We start from the raw sequence: 17,724 nt of genomic DNA, 5'->3' as shown, positions 1-17,724 counted from the left end.
ATGAAAATTGTGGTGGTGTTTTGCGATTTTTTACAACCAAAATGGAAAAATTACCGAAACCGAAACAATAGGGCAAAAATATTTCATGAATTAGAGCTTTTACCTTGATGGGGCGGTTGGATAATAAGATATTAATAATGAATAGAAAAATCTTTATGGAGAAATCAAATGGAGACCATAGAAAAAAATATTCAAAAAACCTATACATTGATGGGAGCAGACGGCTCTCCATATGAAAGTAAAGTACCCGGTACATATGGAGGGAACCGCAAAGCAAAAATTTATGGAAGATTAGATTGTCACGCAGCCCTTCGTGCCATTGCTATAGGCGGGTATGAAAAAGAAAGAGTTTTTTTCGCTGATGAAGAGACAGCAATTGCTGCGGGTTTTAGACCATGCGGAGCATGCCTGAGGGAGAAGTATCGGATTTGGAAGAGGCAACAATAGTAGAAGAAAAAAACTTATAAATGAAGAAAACTTATTGAATTTACCTTTTTATATCCTAAAACAATTTATATCTGCATCCTAATTGTTAGATTTTATTAACAATAAGGGTGCAGATTTTTTTATGCAGTAAAATAAATTCAAATTATTCTTGACCAAACAAGAATTAAAGGAATATATTGTAATTAACAATTAACAAAATGTTAATTAAAGAGGTGATGAAAGTGAAAAGTAACAATAAATTTAAAACCCCAAATGGCTATACCAGTGACATTGCTGTCTTTACCATCACATCTGAAATGATTGGTGAGTATAAGCCGCCGCTAAAAACATTGAAAATCATGCTTATTAAAAGAAGTGAACTCAATCATGAAGGCAATCCCAACGTCGAAGCAGGGAAGTGGGCATTACCAGGTGGCTTTGTCCGCCCGGATGAGACTGCCTTTCAAGCAGCAGAACGCAGGCTTCTGGAGGAAACAGGTGTCGGTGGATTACGGATCAAGCATTTCGGTGTCTATGATGAACCTAATCGCGATAGTCGGGGATGGATCATCTCCAACGCTCATTATGTCATTGCGAAGGAATCAGCCTTAAATAGTCGTAAAACAACCTATGATGCTGTGGAAATTAAGCTATTTTCAATTGAAGAGGCACTAAACTTCGAACTAGCTTTTGACCACCGCAAAATTATTGATGATGCCATTTGGTTTATTCGAAAGGATATGGCGCTAACCACATTGGCAAAGCATTTTCTACCGGAAGAGTTTGTCCTTTCTGAATTACAAGGGGTGTTATTAACCGTTTTAGATGACCCATCGATCTCGACAGATGCGGCGTTTTTCAGGAAGGCCCCAACACTGCCGTTTATTGAAGCGGTATCGGAAAACGGAAAGCCGAAAAAATCAAATCGCTATTCGAAAACACCTGCACAGCTTTACCGTTTTAATGAGAAACAACCGATTGTTTCAGTCTACAGAAATAAACTACAAGGTTAAGGGAGAGAGTGAAATGGGGATATTTAAAAATTGGTCACGATTTGAAATCATCTGGCTGCTTACCTTCACTATGGTTAATATCTATTTATTCTTTGCATGGGAAGACTCACTCATCGGCTTAATTTCATCAATAACTGGCATGCTGTGCGTGGTTTTAGTAGCGAAGGGGAAAATATCAAACTATTACTTTGGTATCATCCAAACAGGAACATATGCTTATATAGCCTACGGTTACGGACTGTATGGAGAGGTGATGCTCAATGCGCTGTTTTACTTCCCAGTGCAATTTATCGGGATTTATCTGTGGAAAAAGAACAAAACCGATCATGGTGTCAAAGGTGAAGATGTAATCGTTAAGAGCCTTACGAAAAAGGGATGGCTTTATACTCTATTATTGATGTTAACTCTTATAGTGGGTTATGGATTTTTCTTAAAATTCCTCGGTGGTAAAGTTGTTTGGACGGATTCAGCCACAAATGTATTATCGATTGCAGCACAAATTTTGATGTTAAAACGCTATACAGAACAATGGCTATTATGGATGTCTGTAAACATCCTATCCATTTTCCTATGGGTAACTGCTCTCGTTACGCAAGGTGGTAATGACTTCTCCATGTTAGTCATGTGGTCAGCATTCTTGGTAAATAGCGTGTACGGGTATATCAACTGGAGAAAGCTATCGATCAAACAAGTGCAGGAGGCGGCGTAAATGACAGTTGGTTTTATCGGAGGAAAGTTCCTTCCACTACATCTTGGCCATGTGTATGCCATAACCTATGCATCATCAATGGTGGATGAACTGTACGTTATTTTATCACATAGCGAATTACGAGACAGGGAGCTGTGTTTGGATACAAAAATGGATTATATTCCAGCAAACATTCGCTTGCGCTGGCTTTCCCAATTAACAAAAGATATGCCGAATGTAAAAGTAATAGCGATTGAAGATGATCAAGATAATGACAACTACAACTGGGCTGAAGGAGCTCATCTCATAAAAGAGAAAATAGGAAAGCCAATTGATTACGTCTTTAGTTCTGAAAATGAATATAATGATATTTTTAAAGAGTTATATCCTAATTCGAAGCACACGCTGATTGATCCGATGCGTACGCATGTAAACATTTCGGCTACTGCCATTCGAAATGAGGGCGTCTTTAAGTATTGGGAGTTTATCCCTACTATGGTTCGACCTTATTTTGTAAAAAAAATCGTAGTGGTTGGGACAGAAAGCTGCGGAAAGTCAACCCTAACGAAAAACCTCGCGAAAATTTACAATACAACTTACGTTTCAGAATATGGCCGAACACTATGTGAAGAATTAGGTGGCTGCGACGGGATCCTAGTTGCGGAAGATTATCAAAAGATTGCCTATGGTCATAAGATGGAAGAATTTAAGGCCATTGAACAGGCCAATAAACTAGTTTTTATTGATACGGAAGCCATCGTTACCCAATTTTACTCAAATCTTTACAACGAGGAACATCAACCCGTACTCGATGAAATTGCCAAACTACAAGATAACGATCTGTGGCTATTCCTTGAACCAGATGTAAAATGGGTGGATGATGGGTTAAGAGTGCATGGAGAGGAAACGTCCAGAGCCAATAACAATGGTCACTTAAAGGCCTTATTAAAGAAGTATAACATTGAGTACCATCTATTAAGTGGAAGTTATGAAAATCGATTAACAGGTGCAATGAAGTTGATTGAAACGTTATTATAGGTTGGAAATGATATTCCGCAATTAATGAAATAAAGAGGGACCGGGAAAAAGAAAAAAGGCGATCAGTAACAGTCACTGTTCGCCATTTTTTTTATATCCCTAATACCTCAGCCAACTTCGTTTGATCAAATCCTAAAACAACTTCCTCACTGTCTCCGTTTTTGATTATGGTTGCTGGAGTAGCCGCAGCACCTAGCGCAATCAGTTCATGGAGATATTGATCGTTTTTCCGAATGTCTCTTTCTTCAAACTCAATTCCATTTTCTTTGAACCACAGTTTTTCCGCATGGCAAGGCGGGCATGTTTCTTGCGTATAAATAATCACTTTTTTCATTTTGTTATTACCTCCATTTCATTATGGTTATTGTATCATGGGAACGGAACTTTGGTGTTCAATTAGAATCTACTGGATTATCATTTGTTTAAATTCCCATTTATTTGATTTCTTAAAGGAAAATAATGTTAAAATATAATTACCACGTTTTTGGAGGGGAATGGTTTTTAGTGTTGAGATTTATTGATGACCTAGTAGGAGCTGTATATGATGTTTTTAAATTTATTATAAGGTCGATTAGCTATTTACTTGCAGGAATGATAATTGTAGCAGTTCCGATGTATCTGTTTGTGTGGGTATTCGGTTTATTTCAGTAACATATAAAATTAACAGGGTACCTTGGCTTTAGTGACTAATAATAGAAGGTGAATACTATGCTTCTAGTTCAAATTGGGGCAATTATATTAGCGGTATTTGTAGGATTTATTCTAGCTAGAAGAGAATATAAAAAAATTTTCAGCGGCAGAAAAAGAACAGTTTCGAAAAGAACTTAGGAACCCAATCCAGGTCCTATTTCACGTACTACATCAAATTGGATATTTTATATTTTTCATAGGTATTGTTTTTAATAATGACTCTATAAGATTTATAGCATTTTTCTTAATAGGGACAGGTTGGATAATTGATGGAGCAAAGTTATGTAACGTCAATAGAAAACGAGGGATGATTTTGATATTCATTGGGTCTATGGCGTTTCTAACCACTTCAATTTTTGCCTTAAGATCCTATTGGTTTTAATTTTTCTTCAAACTACATGTTTCGAATGTCCTTTTCTTGGTTTCTCTTTATAGTTCATTTTCGACTCCGAATACCAGTTCTTTAGGGTACGACGAGTTAAATTAAGAAACCATATTACACCCACAAATGTTGATTTATCAATGTTGGTGGGTGTTTTTTGTTTTGCTGGAAATAGGATGAAAAAGGGGTTGATTTGAATTTTGATGAAGAGAATGTACTTAAGCTAGAGACGTTTTTTGGATCAGACCCCAGTGCTGTAACACTTACTAAACTGAGGTCTGACCCTGATTTTTTAGTTGATATTGGGGTGTGCATGACACCTTCTTGAAATTAACACTTTATGTACACAGTTTTCGTGTTAATAGTAACGATGTTGACTAATTGCTCAGCCATGTATGTGATTGGATATTGGAAATCATTTTTGATCCAATTTAAGATAAATCCAATTAGTCCGTGGACTTTATAGGAATAGAATAATTCCTTATTAACATCCTTTTCATCTAGAGGAAAAAAGAACTCCAAATTATGTAAGTAATTTTTCTCCATTGTTTGTAGGAGACGTTCATCCAAATGGATGGGAACGCGATTACTTAACATGGTAGTATAAAAGACCCTGTTTTCAAGAAAATGTTCGAATAAAGGAATAATTGAAATTTCATTGATATCCATTTTTTGATAGGGCTTAAATGGTTTTCGAAAAGCAACCACCATATTGTTTATGACGGTGTTAACCATTTCTTCTAATAAATCTTCTTTCTGTTCGTAATGATAATAAAAGGTTCCCCGGTTGACTTCTGCCTTTCTGACAATATCAGAAATTGAAATCTCTTCAAAGGTTTTTTCTTGTAATAGTAAGAGGAGTGCATGGTGAAACATCAATTTTGTACGTTTCATTCGTTTATCATTAATGGTTTGCAAAAAAACCTCTCCTTCTATATAGGGCATTTTTCTATCAAATATATTAGCAATATTTTAAAATTTCAGAATTTAGGTCAGGTTTTTTATCATTTTTTTCATTTTTGTTAGACAAAAAGTTGTTGAATTGTACGATATTGAACATTTCCCCTATGAATTGCATATTGTATGCGTTTACAATCGGGATTAAATTATATTTATTAAGTTTTATTAATAACATTTTCAAGGAGGTAATAGTGAATATGGTTGATACGACTGAAAAAATGAAAATAGGTGAATTATTAAGTAAATCTGCTTACGCACTTGATGAACGAAAATTAGAAATGCTTGGTGAATGCTTCTCAGAAGATGCGATATTTACTATGCGCATTGCCGAAGGTAACTTGGTTGGGCCATTTACTGGTCATGGTGAAATTATGAATCTAATGAAAGACTCTATGGAAACACAGACTGATAAAAGAAGACATGTGGTTTCCAATGTATTTTTTGAAAAAGTAGATTCTGAACATGCTAGTGTATTATCCTATTTATCACTTTTTGCGACGGAAAATGGCAATATAAAACTATTAACAACTGGTTTATATCAGGATGAAGTCGTAAAAATCAATCATCAATGGAAGATCAAGAAACGTCATATAGATTTAGAATTACCTTATTAATTATTTTACTATATTTTCGCAATATTTTAAATAGTGAACTGTATTTGGAAGTTCGTTTATAGACAATTCTGATGAGTGGGGGATTTTAATGAACATTGGATTCATTCCTAACAAGTACGCAAGAATTGAATCAAACCGTCCGGCATTAATCGATATTCCTAATGACCGACGCATGAGTTTTGGAGAATTAGACGATCGAGTATGCAGATTAGCAAATGGATTCATTGATCGCTTTGGTCTGAAAAAGGGAGACCGCATAGCGATTTTAGCTAAAAACTGCATTGAATATATAGAGTGTTATTTTGCTTGTGCTAGAGTTGGATTAATTATCCAACCATTGAATTGGAGATTGGGAAATAAAGAATTAAGTCGCATTTTAAACGATGGTAAGCCTGCAGTGATCATTACTTCAAAAGAATTTGAAGAGGTAAAAAATTATTTGCAGCAAAACGTTGATCTTGACCATTGGCTAGAAATTGGAGAAGGTAGCGACCTCTCATATGAGATCCTAGTTCAAACTTCATCAAATGAAGAGCCTTCCTTATCATCTGATATCGGTGATGAAGATCCAATGCTGATTTTATATACAGGAGGCACAACTGGAGAACCAAAAGGAGCCATTCATACACATAAAAGTTTTTATGCAGGGATGTTGAATCAGACGGTTGCAGAAAGAATTGTCCCTTCAGATGTTTATATGCTAACGGGACAAATGTTCCATATTCCAATCGTTCTAGCAATAAATTATATGGCGCATGGATGTCCATTAGTGCTAATTAATTTTGAAGCTAAGCTGGCACTTGAGGTCATCGAGAGGGAAAGGGTTTCCGCGTTTTTAGGAATAACGACGATGTTAAATTGGATGATGTCCGTGGAGAATTTTGATAGCTATGACATTAGCAGTCTTAGAAATATTCAATATGGCGGCGGGCCAATGGGAATGAAGGTCGTTAAGGCAGCCTTAGAAGCATTCCCTTGTACGTTAATACAAGGGTTCGGACAAACGGAAGGCATGGGAATGACATTCCTTTCGCAGGAAGATCATATTCATGCAGTGAACGGAATCCATCCGGAACGTTTATCTTCCTGTGGACGAGAAGCTTTTGTGAATACTATTCAAATTGTTAATGAGAACGGTGATCCAGTCCCTAAAGATGGAAAAACAACGGGTGAAATAGTGGTAAAATCCGATGCAAACATGATTGGTTATTGGAATAAACCAGAGCTAACAGTACAAACCTTACAAGATGGCTGGTTACATACAGGTGATGTTGCAAAATGGGATGAGGATGGATATATATTCATTGTTGATCGTGCGAAAGATATGATTATTTCAGGTGGAGAAAATATTTACAGCACTCAGGTAGAAAATGCAATTTACCAAAATGATGCAGTGCTTGAAGTGGCTGTATTTGGGGTTCCAGACGAAGAATGGGGAGAGAATGTGACAGCGACAGTTGTTTTAAAACCAGGAAGAACGGCTACAGAGGAAGATATTATTGAATCTGCCAAAAATCATCTCGCCTCCTATCAAAAACCGAAAAAGGTTTATTTTGTAGATAGTTTGCCAAAGTCACCGACAAGTAAAATTCTTAAACGAGAACTACGGGAGACGTATTCTAACAAACTGGGGGAAAGAGTATGAGTGTACTAACAGACAATATACTTTCATATATTGGATCTTCCACTCTCCCTAGAAGAGAGCTCGTCACAAGAAGAGACTTAAAGAAATATGCTGTAGCGACAGGGCAGCGTCTACCTAAATATTTGAATGGCGATGAGGCGCCACCTTTATATCATTTGACATTATTTTGGGATGTGGTTGAGTTAAATCAACTAAGTATTGATGGTGTGTCCATTGATACATTGTTACCCGATTTTCCATTAAAGAAGGCAATGGCCGGTGGAGTGCAAATTGAATATCATAAAACGATTTACCCTGGTGATTGGTTAACGGCTACGAGAACATTAACCAATATTTATGAAAAAATGGGCTCAAAGGGTCCATTAATATTCTACGAGGTTACGATGGAAGTAGTGAATGATTTAGGAGAAAAAGTAATTACTGAAAAGACAACCAGGATACTACGTTAAACATACGGTATCATTCTATTCTTCTTAAGCTGAGGTGAAAAGGAAATAATGAATAAAATCGCAGAGGTTTTTGTTGGACAACAGTTACCAGAAATTGAATATACCCCTGATAATGTTCAATTGTTCTTATATAATGCAGTCTTATGGAACGCACATCGAATTCATTTTGACTTACCATATGCAACAGAGGAGGAAGGTTATCCCGGACTAGTCATAGCTGGACCCTTAATGGGAGATTGGTTGACGCAATGTGTATTAGAGTGGGTTGATGATGAAGGACATATAACCTTCGTCGAATATTCTAATCGGAAAGCAGCGTATATTGGAGAAACTCTCCGCTCTGGAGGAGAAGTGACTGCCTATGATAAAGATTTGAGGGAAGTGACAGTTAACGTTTTTATTAAAAATGAAGCAGATGAAATCATCGTTCCTGGTTCAGTAAAGGTCCGTTTAAACTAAAATTATAGAAAAACTATGAGGGATGATCATGAATTCTTTATACGGAAAAGTGGCGATTGTTGGCGCAGCAGATACGCAAGTTGGAGTAGTGCCGAATTTAAGTGCGACAGGCCTTTGTATTGATGCGGCTTACCGTGCCTTAGATGATGCAGGGATTAGTAAGGAAAAAATTGACGGCTTAATCACGTGTAATTCAATGGCAGAGCCATTCATGTATCATGCAGAAGCCATCGCTGAAAATTTGCAAATCCTCCCACGATTTACGATGACTGTCAATGCTGGGGGAGGGACTACATTTTCAGCGCTTCATGTAGCAGCATCGGCAATTGTGACTGGTATGTGTGAAACGGTATTAATTGCGATGGGCGATAGCTTACGTAGTGGATTATATCGTGAACAGGCGATGGCCATGCAAGCATCGGCGGGACATTCTCAATTTGAAATCCCCTTTGGTCCCACGGTTCCCGCGTTTTATGGATTAATTGCAAGAGCGCATATGGAGAAATATGGGACAACACCTGAGCAATTCGCAAAAATAGCTGTTACAGCTAGAAAACACGCCAGCCTGCATCCAGGGGCTCAAATGCGGGAACTCATTACCATTGAGGATGTCATTAATTCGAGGATGATTGCTGACCCATTACATTTGCTTGATTGCTCATTGGTCTCTGATGGGGGCTCAGCCATTATCATAACATCCGCAGAGCGAGCGAAGGAATATAAAAATAAACCGGTGTATTTGCTTGGAGTAGGAGAGGGGCACCGTCACGAACATATCAGTCAAGCACATCATTTAACAACTTCAGCAGCAGTGGAATCTGGAAAACGTGCTTTTGAAATGTCTGGATTATCCCCAAGAGATATTGATTTTGCCGAACTTTATGACTGTTTTACGCCTACCGTTTTAATAGAGTTAGAGGATCTTGGTTTTTGTAAAAAAGGAGAGGGCGGCGACTTTATTGATAGTGGAGAAATTGATCTTGGCGGAACATTGCCAATCAATACGCACGGAGGATTATTGTCTCACTGCCATCCAGGAAATCCTGGTTCCATGTTTGCTTTAACCGAGGCAGTTGCGCAGCTGAGACATCAAGCTGGCGAACGTCAAGTACGTAATGCAAATGTCGCCTTAGTTCATGGTCAAGGCGGAATCATGTCGAGTCATACAACATTAATACTTGGTAGGGAGGTGGGGTGATGGCTGAATTACAGAAATTCTTCCCGAAGCCTACAGCCGAAACAAAGGACTTTTGGGAAGGATGTCGTAAGAAGGAGCTATTAATCCAATTCTGCCCTAAATGTGGAAACCATCAATTTTATCCACGGATATTTTGTACTCATTGTATGAGTAGAGAAGTAGAATGGGTTAAGTCATCTGGTATTGGAAAAGTTGAAAGTTACACAATTGTTCATCGCGCTATTTCAAAAGCTTATGCAGAAGAAGTACCCTATACCGTTGCTCTCATAAAACTAGATGAGGGTGTTACCATGATGAGTAATATAATAGGATGTATGCCTCAAGATGTTAATATTGGTATGAAGGTAAAGGTTATATTTGAGGACTGGTCCGATCAAATTACAATTCCGAAGTTTACTCCTTTGTAACCTAAATTAATAGAGCCCAAAGAAAGATTACCCAAAATGAGGGTAATCTCCTATTAAATTAGTATTTTAAACCCATACCGCCCCCGACCACCAGTATCAACCAAACACTCACAAATGTTGTTTTCTCAATATTTGTGGGTGTTTTTTGTTTTGGGATAGGTAGTTCTTTTTATAGTTTGAATCATGAATCAGAATCATGGGTACGGGACTTTGGTGTTCAATGAAAATCTACTAGATTAACTTTTATTAAAATCCCATTTTATAACATATTTTCGGTATAATAGAATTGTCGAAATATAGTATCAATTATATTTATGGTGGAGAAAGTAAGAGCGAAGGCGATAAATAAATATCAATAGGAGTTTGAAGAAGATGTTATTAGAAAAATCGCAGACTAGGAAACATCAAAACACATGGATTTTCCAAGGAAATCCAGATGATTTTAAAATAGATCAATATATTAGCGAAAATAATGAAATTTGGTGGTCATTGAATCAACAGCATTTTCTTGACGAAATTTCAAAAGGGGACATTGTTTATATTTGGCGTTCAGATGGAAAGAAAAGAGGTACAGGTGGAATTATTGCAAGAGGGATCATAAGTGGAGAGCCAAGTTTAAGTATTTCTCCAAGTAAATATTGGATAAAAAATCCAAAAGATAATGAAAAATTTTTAATTCCAATTACAATAGAAAGTCATCTGGTTAATGTGCATTTTATACGAAGAGCGGAACTTAAGGAACATCCCCAACTTAATGACTTATTAATACTCCGTATGGCTAACAATACAAATTATTTAGTAAAAGAGGAACATGCCAAATTACTACATAAGATTTGGGGGAAATATACAAAACTACATACTAAGCAAATGAGAAGAAACGAATTAAAAGATACCGTAGTAAATGATTTAGAAGCTGATAAAGCTCAATTTGACTCCTATTATAAAGATGGTGAAATAAAGAGCTATTACGGAAACCGTTATGAAAGGAAAGCAAAGAACCGATTAAGAGCAATAGAGATTCACGGAACTACATGTGCAGTATGTGGTTTTGATTTTGAAGACGTGTATGGTGAACATGGCAAAGACTTCATTGAAATACATCATAAAAACCCACTGAGCAAATTAGAAGAAGCAACTGAAATTGATCCAAGAACGGACTTAGTCCCGGTTTGTTCTAATTGTCACAGGATGTTGCATCGAGACCGGGAGCATGTGTTAAGTGTGGAGGAACTTAAGGATATCATAAAAAATAGGAGAGAAAATAATGAAAGAAATCCAACAAAAAATTTTAGCGTTTCGAGATGAACGAGATTGGAAAAAGTACCATGATGAAAAAGATTTGGCCATTTCAATTTCGCTTGAGGCAAATGAGTTGCTTGAAAATTTTCAATGGCGCACAAGTGATGAAGCAATCGAGGAATCTAAACAAAATATAAAAGAAGAAATGGCTGACATTTTAATTTATCTTGTGCAACTTGCAGATAAGATGGAGATTGATCTTGAAGAGGAAGTCTCAAACAAACTGGTAAAAAACGCGCTTAAATACCCAGTAAGCAAAAGTGAGGAAAGTGTTAAATGATTATTTATAATGAGACATCTTCAAACTTTTTAAACCATATCTATGAAAATAAAATTGGGTACGTTCTAAAGAAAAATGTCCTAGCAAAAATGAACAAAGTAGTTTCAGGAAGTGAATTGAGATCTTGGGAAAACTCCCTTCCTCAAATGGCTAAGGTTCTTAGGGATGCAGATTTAAAAGAGGATACACATGTATTATTAGAATATAAGCTACCTTCATCTGAAAAAAGAATAGACTTTCTCGTCGCAGGACAAGACGAACAGGGCACGAAAAATGCAGTAATTATTGAGTTAAAACAATGGCAGAAAGCAAAAGTGGCTGAAGGAGATGGTATTGTTCGGACTCACCTTGGCGGAAGGGAACGAGAAACAGTTCACCCTGCATATCAAGCATCTTCATATAAGAGATATCTACAGAATTTTAACGAGTCCCTATATAGTGACTCTTCAGCTATTCAGCTTCACTCATGTGCTTATTTACATAATTATATTATGGCAAGCATCGGAGAGCCGCTTCTGGATAAACGCTACAGCAGTTATATACAGGAATCTCCTGTATACTTCCAATTCAATGATCGGGACTTGGCGAGTAATCTTCGGAAGTTGGTTTCAAGAGGGAATGGAAGAGAAATTGCTGACACCATTGAAAATGGCATAATCAGACCTTCTAAAAAGCTGGTTGAAACAGTCGGATCATTAATTGAAGGTAATGAAGAGTTTGTTTTACTTGATGAACAAAAAGTTGCATATGAAAAAGTAGTGAGTAAATATAACCAATTCAAATCACAGACTGATCAGAAACATGTGGTTATTATCAAAGGTGGTCCAGGTACAGGGAAGTCTGTCATCGGATTAAATTTAATGAGTTACATGCTAAAATCGAAAGCTTATGTGGAGTATATAACACCGAATCAGGCTTTTAGGGAAGTACTTCGTAAAAAGTTAATTGGGTCTTCAGGTCATGTGGAGGTTAGAGATCTTTTTAAAGGTTCTGCTTCTTACGTGCATGTACCAGAAAATTATTTTGATGTCCTCATTTGTGACGAAGCACATCGATTAAAAGAGCAAGGCCATATGAAAAAGAAGATTGAAGGAGAAAATCAAGTAACACAAATCATTAGATCTTCAAGAGTAAGCGTGTTCTTTATTGATGATTTTCAGAAAATCTCTAAAAAGGATATTGGAAGTGTAAAAGAGGTAGAAAAAGAAGCAGCTAGATTTGGAGCAGCTATACATACAGTTGAACTTGAATCACAATACCGTTGCTCAGGGTCAGGAAATTATATATTCTGGCTGGATAGTCTTCTTAATAATGACCAAGAACCATTTAAGCTAGAAGGAGATTTTGATTTTAAACTAGTTTCCAGTCCTCAAGAATTAAAGGAGGAAATAGTTGAAAAGCGTGGTGGCAGATTGTTGGCCGGTTACGCCTGGGATTGGACAAAAGATCTTGTGGATGGACAGCTTGCTGATGATGTTGTCATTGAAGAGCATAACTTTGCTTTGCCATGGAATGACCCCAATAGAATTGACTGGGCCATTCACCCAGAATGTGCAAACCAAATCGGATGCATTCACACCGTTCAAGGTTTAGAAATGGATTATGTTGCTGTGATTATTGGTAAAGACCTGGGCTATGATGAAGAAACTAAAAAGCTAATCATAAGACGGGATGAGTTTAAGGATAAGGGAGCAAAACCAGCAAAGCCGAAAAAAGATCAGGTGGATCCACTCGCTGAGCTTGTTCGGAATACATATAAGACGTTAATGACTAGAGGAATGAAGGGGTGTTATGTTTATTGTTGTGATAAGGGGTTGGAAGCGTATATCCAATCATATATTTAGTTTATAAATTCGTATTGAAGACGTACATTAACCGTCCCAGTGGCCTTTTAAAAGGTTGGCTATTGAAATTGTATTGTTATTAGCATTTGCAATAATTTTCAATTAGCTGTGATAAGCAAAATGTACACATTTAGTTCTCAATTAAAAATATATTAGAGATAATTATGAAATTATTAAGTTAAAAAACGTGGAGAGTTGAAAAGAGTACAACTCTCTTTTTTATTACCGATTATGTACGTAAGGAGATATTTTAAAAATAATAAACATTAAAAACATGATAAACTCTAGCAGTATTCACTTCTTGGTTTAATAATGTATTCTTTAAGTCTATTATTTTTAAAATAATGTTAATGTCAGCTGATTCAAAACTACCTAAAAGAACGCTAGTTCGGGTATAATATAAACAGGTAAAAGATAAAATTAGGTCTTTAGACATTAGAAAAAGATATAAATAGCAAATTGTTGCTAATGAATTCTTTCGATCGTTAGCGTACAATATAAAAGAAGGAACGATAATATTAAAAGCGTATCCTACATTGTTTTATTTCTATTTGAATGGTATATATATTAAGGTCTTACTTATAAATTAGATAGAAAAAATAATATTTAGTAATAGAAAATTATAATAAACTTGTATTATTTTGAGGTGGAAGAACATGAAACTATTAATTATTACCTCGTGTACGAATTCAAAAATTTATAGCCCTGAACAGCAATTAAATAAATTGGATTTTCTAGATCAAAATTTACTTTTAGAAAAAGAAAATAAACTTGCATCTTTTAAGGCTAAAGCAAAAGAAATGTATACAGGACAACAGCATCTATGGGTTATGGAGGGTATAAATAACCTTAGAGAAAAATATGGAGATAGTATTGTAGATTTGGCAATTGTCTCGGCAGGATACGGCTTATTAGATGAAAAACAAGAAATTGTTCCTTATAATGTAACATTTGCTAATATGAAAAAAGACGAGCTGACGGATTGGTCAAGTCATTTAAAAATTAATAAAGATACCAGTGAAAAGATAAAGTCTTATGAGATGGTAATATTTTTATTAGGTGAAGAATACCTTAATAGTCTTCAATTACCATTTATGGAAACAAGGCAGGATCAAAAATTAGTATTTCTTGGTAGTAAGGCAAGTGAAAAATTAATACCAAAAAATAATCCATATTATTATGTTGAAGTTGGAAATAAAGATGCTAAAGCTTTTGGAAAGATGTCAATTAGTTTAAAAGGGTACCTATTCAAGATATTGGCTAAAGAAATAGTTGAAAATGGGTTGTCTGTCCTCGATAAGATTTATGATGATCCTCAAAATCTTCTACAAACACTTGAAAAGTACCGAAAAGAGGATAGTCAGCAACTTACACTTTTTTCCGAAGAGTCTAAAGAAAAAAGAAAAGGAAAAGTCATGAAAACAAAAGTAAAAAAAACAAGTGATAGTGTAATTTCTGAAAGTATGTATGCAAAAAATTATGGTATTCATAGGTTAAAATACTTTATGCCAGAAAATAATGATCGAGTGGATCCTAACTTTAACTGGATAACGGAAAGAGCATTCTAAGGACAGAAACCCACTCGACGATTTTTATGCCCATGAGTTTTATGAAAAGCCAAACTATGATGGCGTTCTTATTTCTAAAATAAATATTGATCAGTCTTTAACCAGAAAAGACTTGATTTTAAATGCAGGCGGATTGCATAAATTTTTGAGACTTCCTAATGATATACCTCTATATGGGGATTGTGGTGCCTTTAGCTATATAAAGGAAGATAAACCGCCATATACAACAGATGAAATTCTTGACTATTATGAACAAATGGGATTCGATATTGGTACTAGTATTGACCATTTGATTATTGGGAAAATAGCTGAAAATGAGGAAAAGAGAAACTTCCGTTATAAATTAACATTGGAAAACGCAGCTGATTTTCTTAAAAAACACTCTGAGGGTAATTATAAATTTACTCCATCTGGTGTTGCCCAAGGATGGGATGTTGAATCCTATAAAAACTCTTGTGCTGAACTAATAAAAATGGGTTATAAACATATTTCTCTCGGTGGTCTTGCAATTGCTAAATCTGAAGAAATTTTAGAAATCTTAAAAGGAATAGCACCAATGGTTCCAGAATATCTAGAAATTCATTTATTTGGTGCTGCAAGATTGGAATATATTGACGTATTCCATAAACTTGGGGTAACTTCTTTCGATTCAACAACATTCTTGAAGAAAGCTTGGGGAGGTGCTTCAGGGGGTAATTATTTTACTGATAAAGAAAAATATGCGGCAATTCGTATCCCACAGTCTGATGTACATCCAAAAGTTAAAGAACTAGTTAATAGAGGAATTAACACTGTTGACGCCTTTTTGGAGCTTGAACAAAAATCATTGAAAACTGTTAGAGAATTTGATCGAGGAAATATTGATATAACTAATACAGTGGAAACAGTCCTTGAATATGATTCATATATCGAAACATTAAAAGATTATAATGTTAAATATAAAAAGGAAATGGAAATAAGAAATGAATTCATTTCAAAGAAACTAAATCTAAGTAAGGCGGAAGTCTCTCAAATAGACAAAGACATAGTAAATGTATTTAATAAATTTACAAAAAATAATGAACTTAGGGGCATGAATTATTTCCTTTTAAGGGATTTAAGTTTTAACGAATTCTTGAGTAAAAATGAAACTATTTTAAAAAATTCAGGTAGGGACTTATTACGTGTTGTAAAGGAAATTGCTGAAGGTAGTCTGAAAAAAGCTTTTGCTAATGAAATAGTAAACCAACAAGTAGTGGATATTAAAGATATCATATTGCAATTAAATGAGACGGAAATTGAAAAAAAGGTGAAAATCAGTAAATACCTGATAGGATCCTTGAGTTTTAAAACCCTAATTATTAATTTTGAAAATTTACATCAAGATATTATTTCAAATGTAGTGTATGAACAAATAGAAAAGTTCCAGGTTGCTGAATCTGAAGCTATCAAAGAAAAGAACTTGGTCTTATTTGAGATAACACTAAAAGATTTCTTTGAATCTAATTACGATCGGATATATTCTGCTAATAAGCTAAGACCGATGTATCATAAAGTATTAAACGACAAACCTTGGAAAGATTGTTCTTGTTCTATCTGTAAAGATGTAGGGGTTGAAGTGATAATTTTTAGGGGTAATAATAGAAACCGTAGAAGAGGATTTCATAATACCTATGTTTTCTATAATCAATTAAAAGAGATTCAATCAGGAAAGGAAAGGTCATTATCTTGACCTTTTCTTTTTTTTAATCCGGAATATATAATAATTTATGTACAATTAAATTAACATTGTATATGGAATATATAGGTCATCCTTTTATCTTTCATTAGTCTATAATAAAATAAACTTGGTGATGAATTTGAACATTATTGATGTACAGAAAATCGAAATAAAAGAGAATGATACAATTTATAGTTATATTGCTACAAAAGAGGAATTATTACGTTGGCAAGTTAAAGTATCGGAAGTTTCTTCATCTTTTTTTAACGGTATTTTAATAATTATATGCAAAAGCATAAATGAACAAATTGAGAATGAAAATTTAACAATTGAAATTGTTGATCCCATAATAATAAGCAAGGACAGTAATATTCAAAGTAATGAAAAACATCTTGTGATCTTTAAGGTTGAAAAATTATCAGAACTTCTAATTAATTCTTTCTTAAGTAGTAGCAAACTGAATAATTTAGTGGAAATGAAACGCACTAATCTTAGTAAAAAATCATTAAAATCTATTACATATACCTCACTTGAAAAATTAATAAATGAACTGTTTGAGACCACTTATTTTGCAAATACAATTGAAATTGTTGATTTATTTCAGATATATTTAGAGAGGTTAATTCAAGTGAATGCTTTATATTTTCCAAATAATTTACGCGAGGTTTTAACAATTAAAGAGGAAACAATAATACATAATATAAATTCATGGTTTATTTATCTTAATTTTTTTAAAGAACAAATGGAAGATGGGATAGCCGATATCGTGATACCAAACTTATCAAGAAAAATAAAATATAAAAATTGGACTGGATCGTTTTTCCATCGAGATAATCCGATTTGGCAGGATCTTTATGCAAATACAAGAAAACATTACCCTACTAAGAAAAATAAGATTGAAATTTATAAATATTGGAAAGAGTTAACGAAATCGTCTACAGAGTAAGACGATTTTTTTATTTGAAATTAATATATAATTTAAAAAATTTTTACTATATGAAAGTTTATAAAAGAGTATAAAGATGGCTATATTTGTATTGATATTATTAAATACCTTTTTGCTTT

18 protein-coding genes and 1 pseudogene are annotated in these 17,724 nt (G+C 34.8%); 17 read left to right on the top strand and 2 right to left on the bottom strand.

The window, feature by feature from the left end; genetic code table 11:
• Positions 1 to 168 precede the first annotated feature (168 nt).
• From QFZ87_RS15940 to nadR, 4 genes are all read left to right on the top strand, one after another.
• A complete protein-coding gene (locus QFZ87_RS15940; RefSeq protein ID WP_309863219.1) occupies positions 169 to 447 on the top strand; it encodes an Ada metal-binding domain-containing protein in 279 nt (92 codons plus the stop codon).
• 215 nt (positions 448 to 662) lie between these two features.
• Entirely contained in the window at positions 663 to 1,439 is a 777-nt protein-coding gene (locus QFZ87_RS15935; RefSeq protein ID WP_309867914.1) for an NUDIX hydrolase, read from the top strand.
• Between the two features lie 13 nt (positions 1,440 to 1,452).
• Entirely contained in the window at positions 1,453 to 2,148 is a 696-nt protein-coding gene (gene pnuC / locus QFZ87_RS15930; RefSeq protein ID WP_309863216.1) for a nicotinamide riboside transporter PnuC, read from the top strand.
• Positions 2,149 to 3,165 carry a multifunctional transcriptional regulator/nicotinamide-nucleotide adenylyltransferase/ribosylnicotinamide kinase NadR gene (nadR, locus tag QFZ87_RS15925; protein ID WP_309863214.1) on the top strand — a complete coding sequence of 339 codons (1,017 nt, stop codon included), beginning with the start codon at positions 2,149 to 2,151 and terminating at the stop codon, positions 3,163 to 3,165. It abuts the gene before it with no gap.
• Positions 3,166 to 3,256: 91 nt separating this feature from the next.
• On the opposite strand, the gene QFZ87_RS15920 is transcribed toward nadR, so the two are convergent.
• Complete coding sequence (locus QFZ87_RS15920; protein WP_309863210.1) at positions 3,257 to 3,499, bottom strand: glutaredoxin family protein; 243 nt, start codon at positions 3,497 to 3,499, stop codon at positions 3,257 to 3,259.
• Between the two features lie 170 nt (positions 3,500 to 3,669).
• On the opposite strand from QFZ87_RS15920, the gene QFZ87_RS15915 reads away from it, so the two are divergent.
• Positions 3,670 to 3,816: a hypothetical protein gene (locus QFZ87_RS15915; protein ID WP_309863207.1), complete on the top strand. Its 147-nt coding sequence runs from the start codon at positions 3,670 to 3,672 to the stop codon at positions 3,814 to 3,816.
• A gap of 751 nt (positions 3,817 to 4,567) precedes the next feature.
• Here QFZ87_RS15915 and QFZ87_RS15910 read toward each other — a convergent pair.
• Complete coding sequence (locus QFZ87_RS15910; RefSeq protein WP_309863205.1) at positions 4,568 to 5,131, bottom strand: TetR/AcrR family transcriptional regulator; 564 nt, start codon at positions 5,129 to 5,131, stop codon at positions 4,568 to 4,570.
• A 263-nt stretch (positions 5,132 to 5,394) separates the two neighbouring features.
• On the opposite strand from QFZ87_RS15910, the gene QFZ87_RS15905 reads away from it, so the two are divergent.
• From QFZ87_RS15905 to QFZ87_RS15850, 12 genes and pseudogenes are all read left to right on the top strand, one after another.
• On the top strand, positions 5,395 to 5,811 hold the full coding sequence (locus tag QFZ87_RS15905; protein WP_309867912.1) for a nuclear transport factor 2 family protein: 417 nt from the start codon (positions 5,395 to 5,397) through the stop codon (positions 5,809 to 5,811).
• 88 nt (positions 5,812 to 5,899) lie between these two features.
• A complete protein-coding gene (locus tag QFZ87_RS15900; RefSeq protein ID WP_309863203.1) occupies positions 5,900 to 7,456 on the top strand; it encodes an AMP-binding protein in 1,557 nt (518 codons plus the stop codon).
• Complete coding sequence (locus QFZ87_RS15895; protein ID WP_309863201.1) at positions 7,453 to 7,905, top strand: FAS1-like dehydratase domain-containing protein; 453 nt, start codon at positions 7,453 to 7,455, stop codon at positions 7,903 to 7,905. The genes QFZ87_RS15900 and QFZ87_RS15895 overlap by 4 nt, the downstream gene beginning before the upstream one ends.
• Positions 7,906 to 7,953: 48 nt before the next feature.
• On the top strand, positions 7,954 to 8,364 hold the full coding sequence (locus QFZ87_RS15890) for a hotdog family protein (RefSeq protein ID WP_309863199.1): 411 nt from the start codon (positions 7,954 to 7,956) through the stop codon (positions 8,362 to 8,364).
• A gap of 28 nt (positions 8,365 to 8,392) precedes the next feature.
• Positions 8,393 to 9,562 carry a thiolase family protein gene (locus tag QFZ87_RS15885; RefSeq protein ID WP_309863197.1) on the top strand — a complete coding sequence of 390 codons (1,170 nt, stop codon included), beginning with the start codon at positions 8,393 to 8,395 and terminating at the stop codon, positions 9,560 to 9,562.
• On the top strand, positions 9,562 to 9,969 hold the full coding sequence (locus QFZ87_RS15880; protein ID WP_309863195.1) for a Zn-ribbon domain-containing OB-fold protein: 408 nt from the start codon (positions 9,562 to 9,564) through the stop codon (positions 9,967 to 9,969). Before QFZ87_RS15885 ends, QFZ87_RS15880 begins: the two co-directional genes overlap by 1 nt.
• Before the next feature lie 372 nt (positions 9,970 to 10,341).
• Complete coding sequence (locus QFZ87_RS15875) at positions 10,342 to 11,274, top strand: EVE domain-containing protein (RefSeq protein WP_309863191.1); 933 nt, start codon at positions 10,342 to 10,344, stop codon at positions 11,272 to 11,274.
• Positions 11,234 to 11,548 (top strand): nucleotide pyrophosphohydrolase, encoded by a 315-nt coding sequence (locus QFZ87_RS15870; RefSeq protein ID WP_309863188.1) that lies wholly within the window; start codon positions 11,234 to 11,236, stop codon positions 11,546 to 11,548. The genes QFZ87_RS15875 and QFZ87_RS15870 overlap by 41 nt, the downstream gene beginning before the upstream one ends.
• Complete coding sequence (locus tag QFZ87_RS15865; protein ID WP_309863185.1) at positions 11,545 to 13,392, top strand: DUF2075 domain-containing protein; 1,848 nt, start codon at positions 11,545 to 11,547, stop codon at positions 13,390 to 13,392. Before QFZ87_RS15870 ends, QFZ87_RS15865 begins: the two co-directional genes overlap by 4 nt.
• A 656-nt stretch (positions 13,393 to 14,048) precedes the next feature.
• Positions 14,049 to 14,960, top strand: coding sequence for a DUF6884 domain-containing protein (locus QFZ87_RS15860; RefSeq protein ID WP_309863182.1), 912 nt, complete (start codon positions 14,049 to 14,051; stop codon positions 14,958 to 14,960).
• 13 nt (positions 14,961 to 14,973) lie between these two features.
• Positions 14,974 to 16,671: pseudogene (gene dpdA / locus QFZ87_RS15855) on the top strand (tRNA-guanine transglycosylase DpdA); the annotation flags it as partial.
• A gap of 121 nt (positions 16,672 to 16,792) precedes the next feature.
• Entirely contained in the window at positions 16,793 to 17,605 is an 813-nt protein-coding gene (locus tag QFZ87_RS15850) for a hypothetical protein (RefSeq protein ID WP_309863179.1), read from the top strand.
• Positions 17,606 to 17,724: the final 119 nt, after the last annotated feature.

This window comes from Bacillus sp. SLBN-46 (genome assembly GCF_031453555.1).
GTDB lineage: Bacteria > Bacillota > Bacilli > Bacillales > Cytobacillaceae > Neobacillus.
Note: the sequence above shows the minus strand (reverse complement) of the source record. Positions and strands in the feature narration are given on the sequence as shown.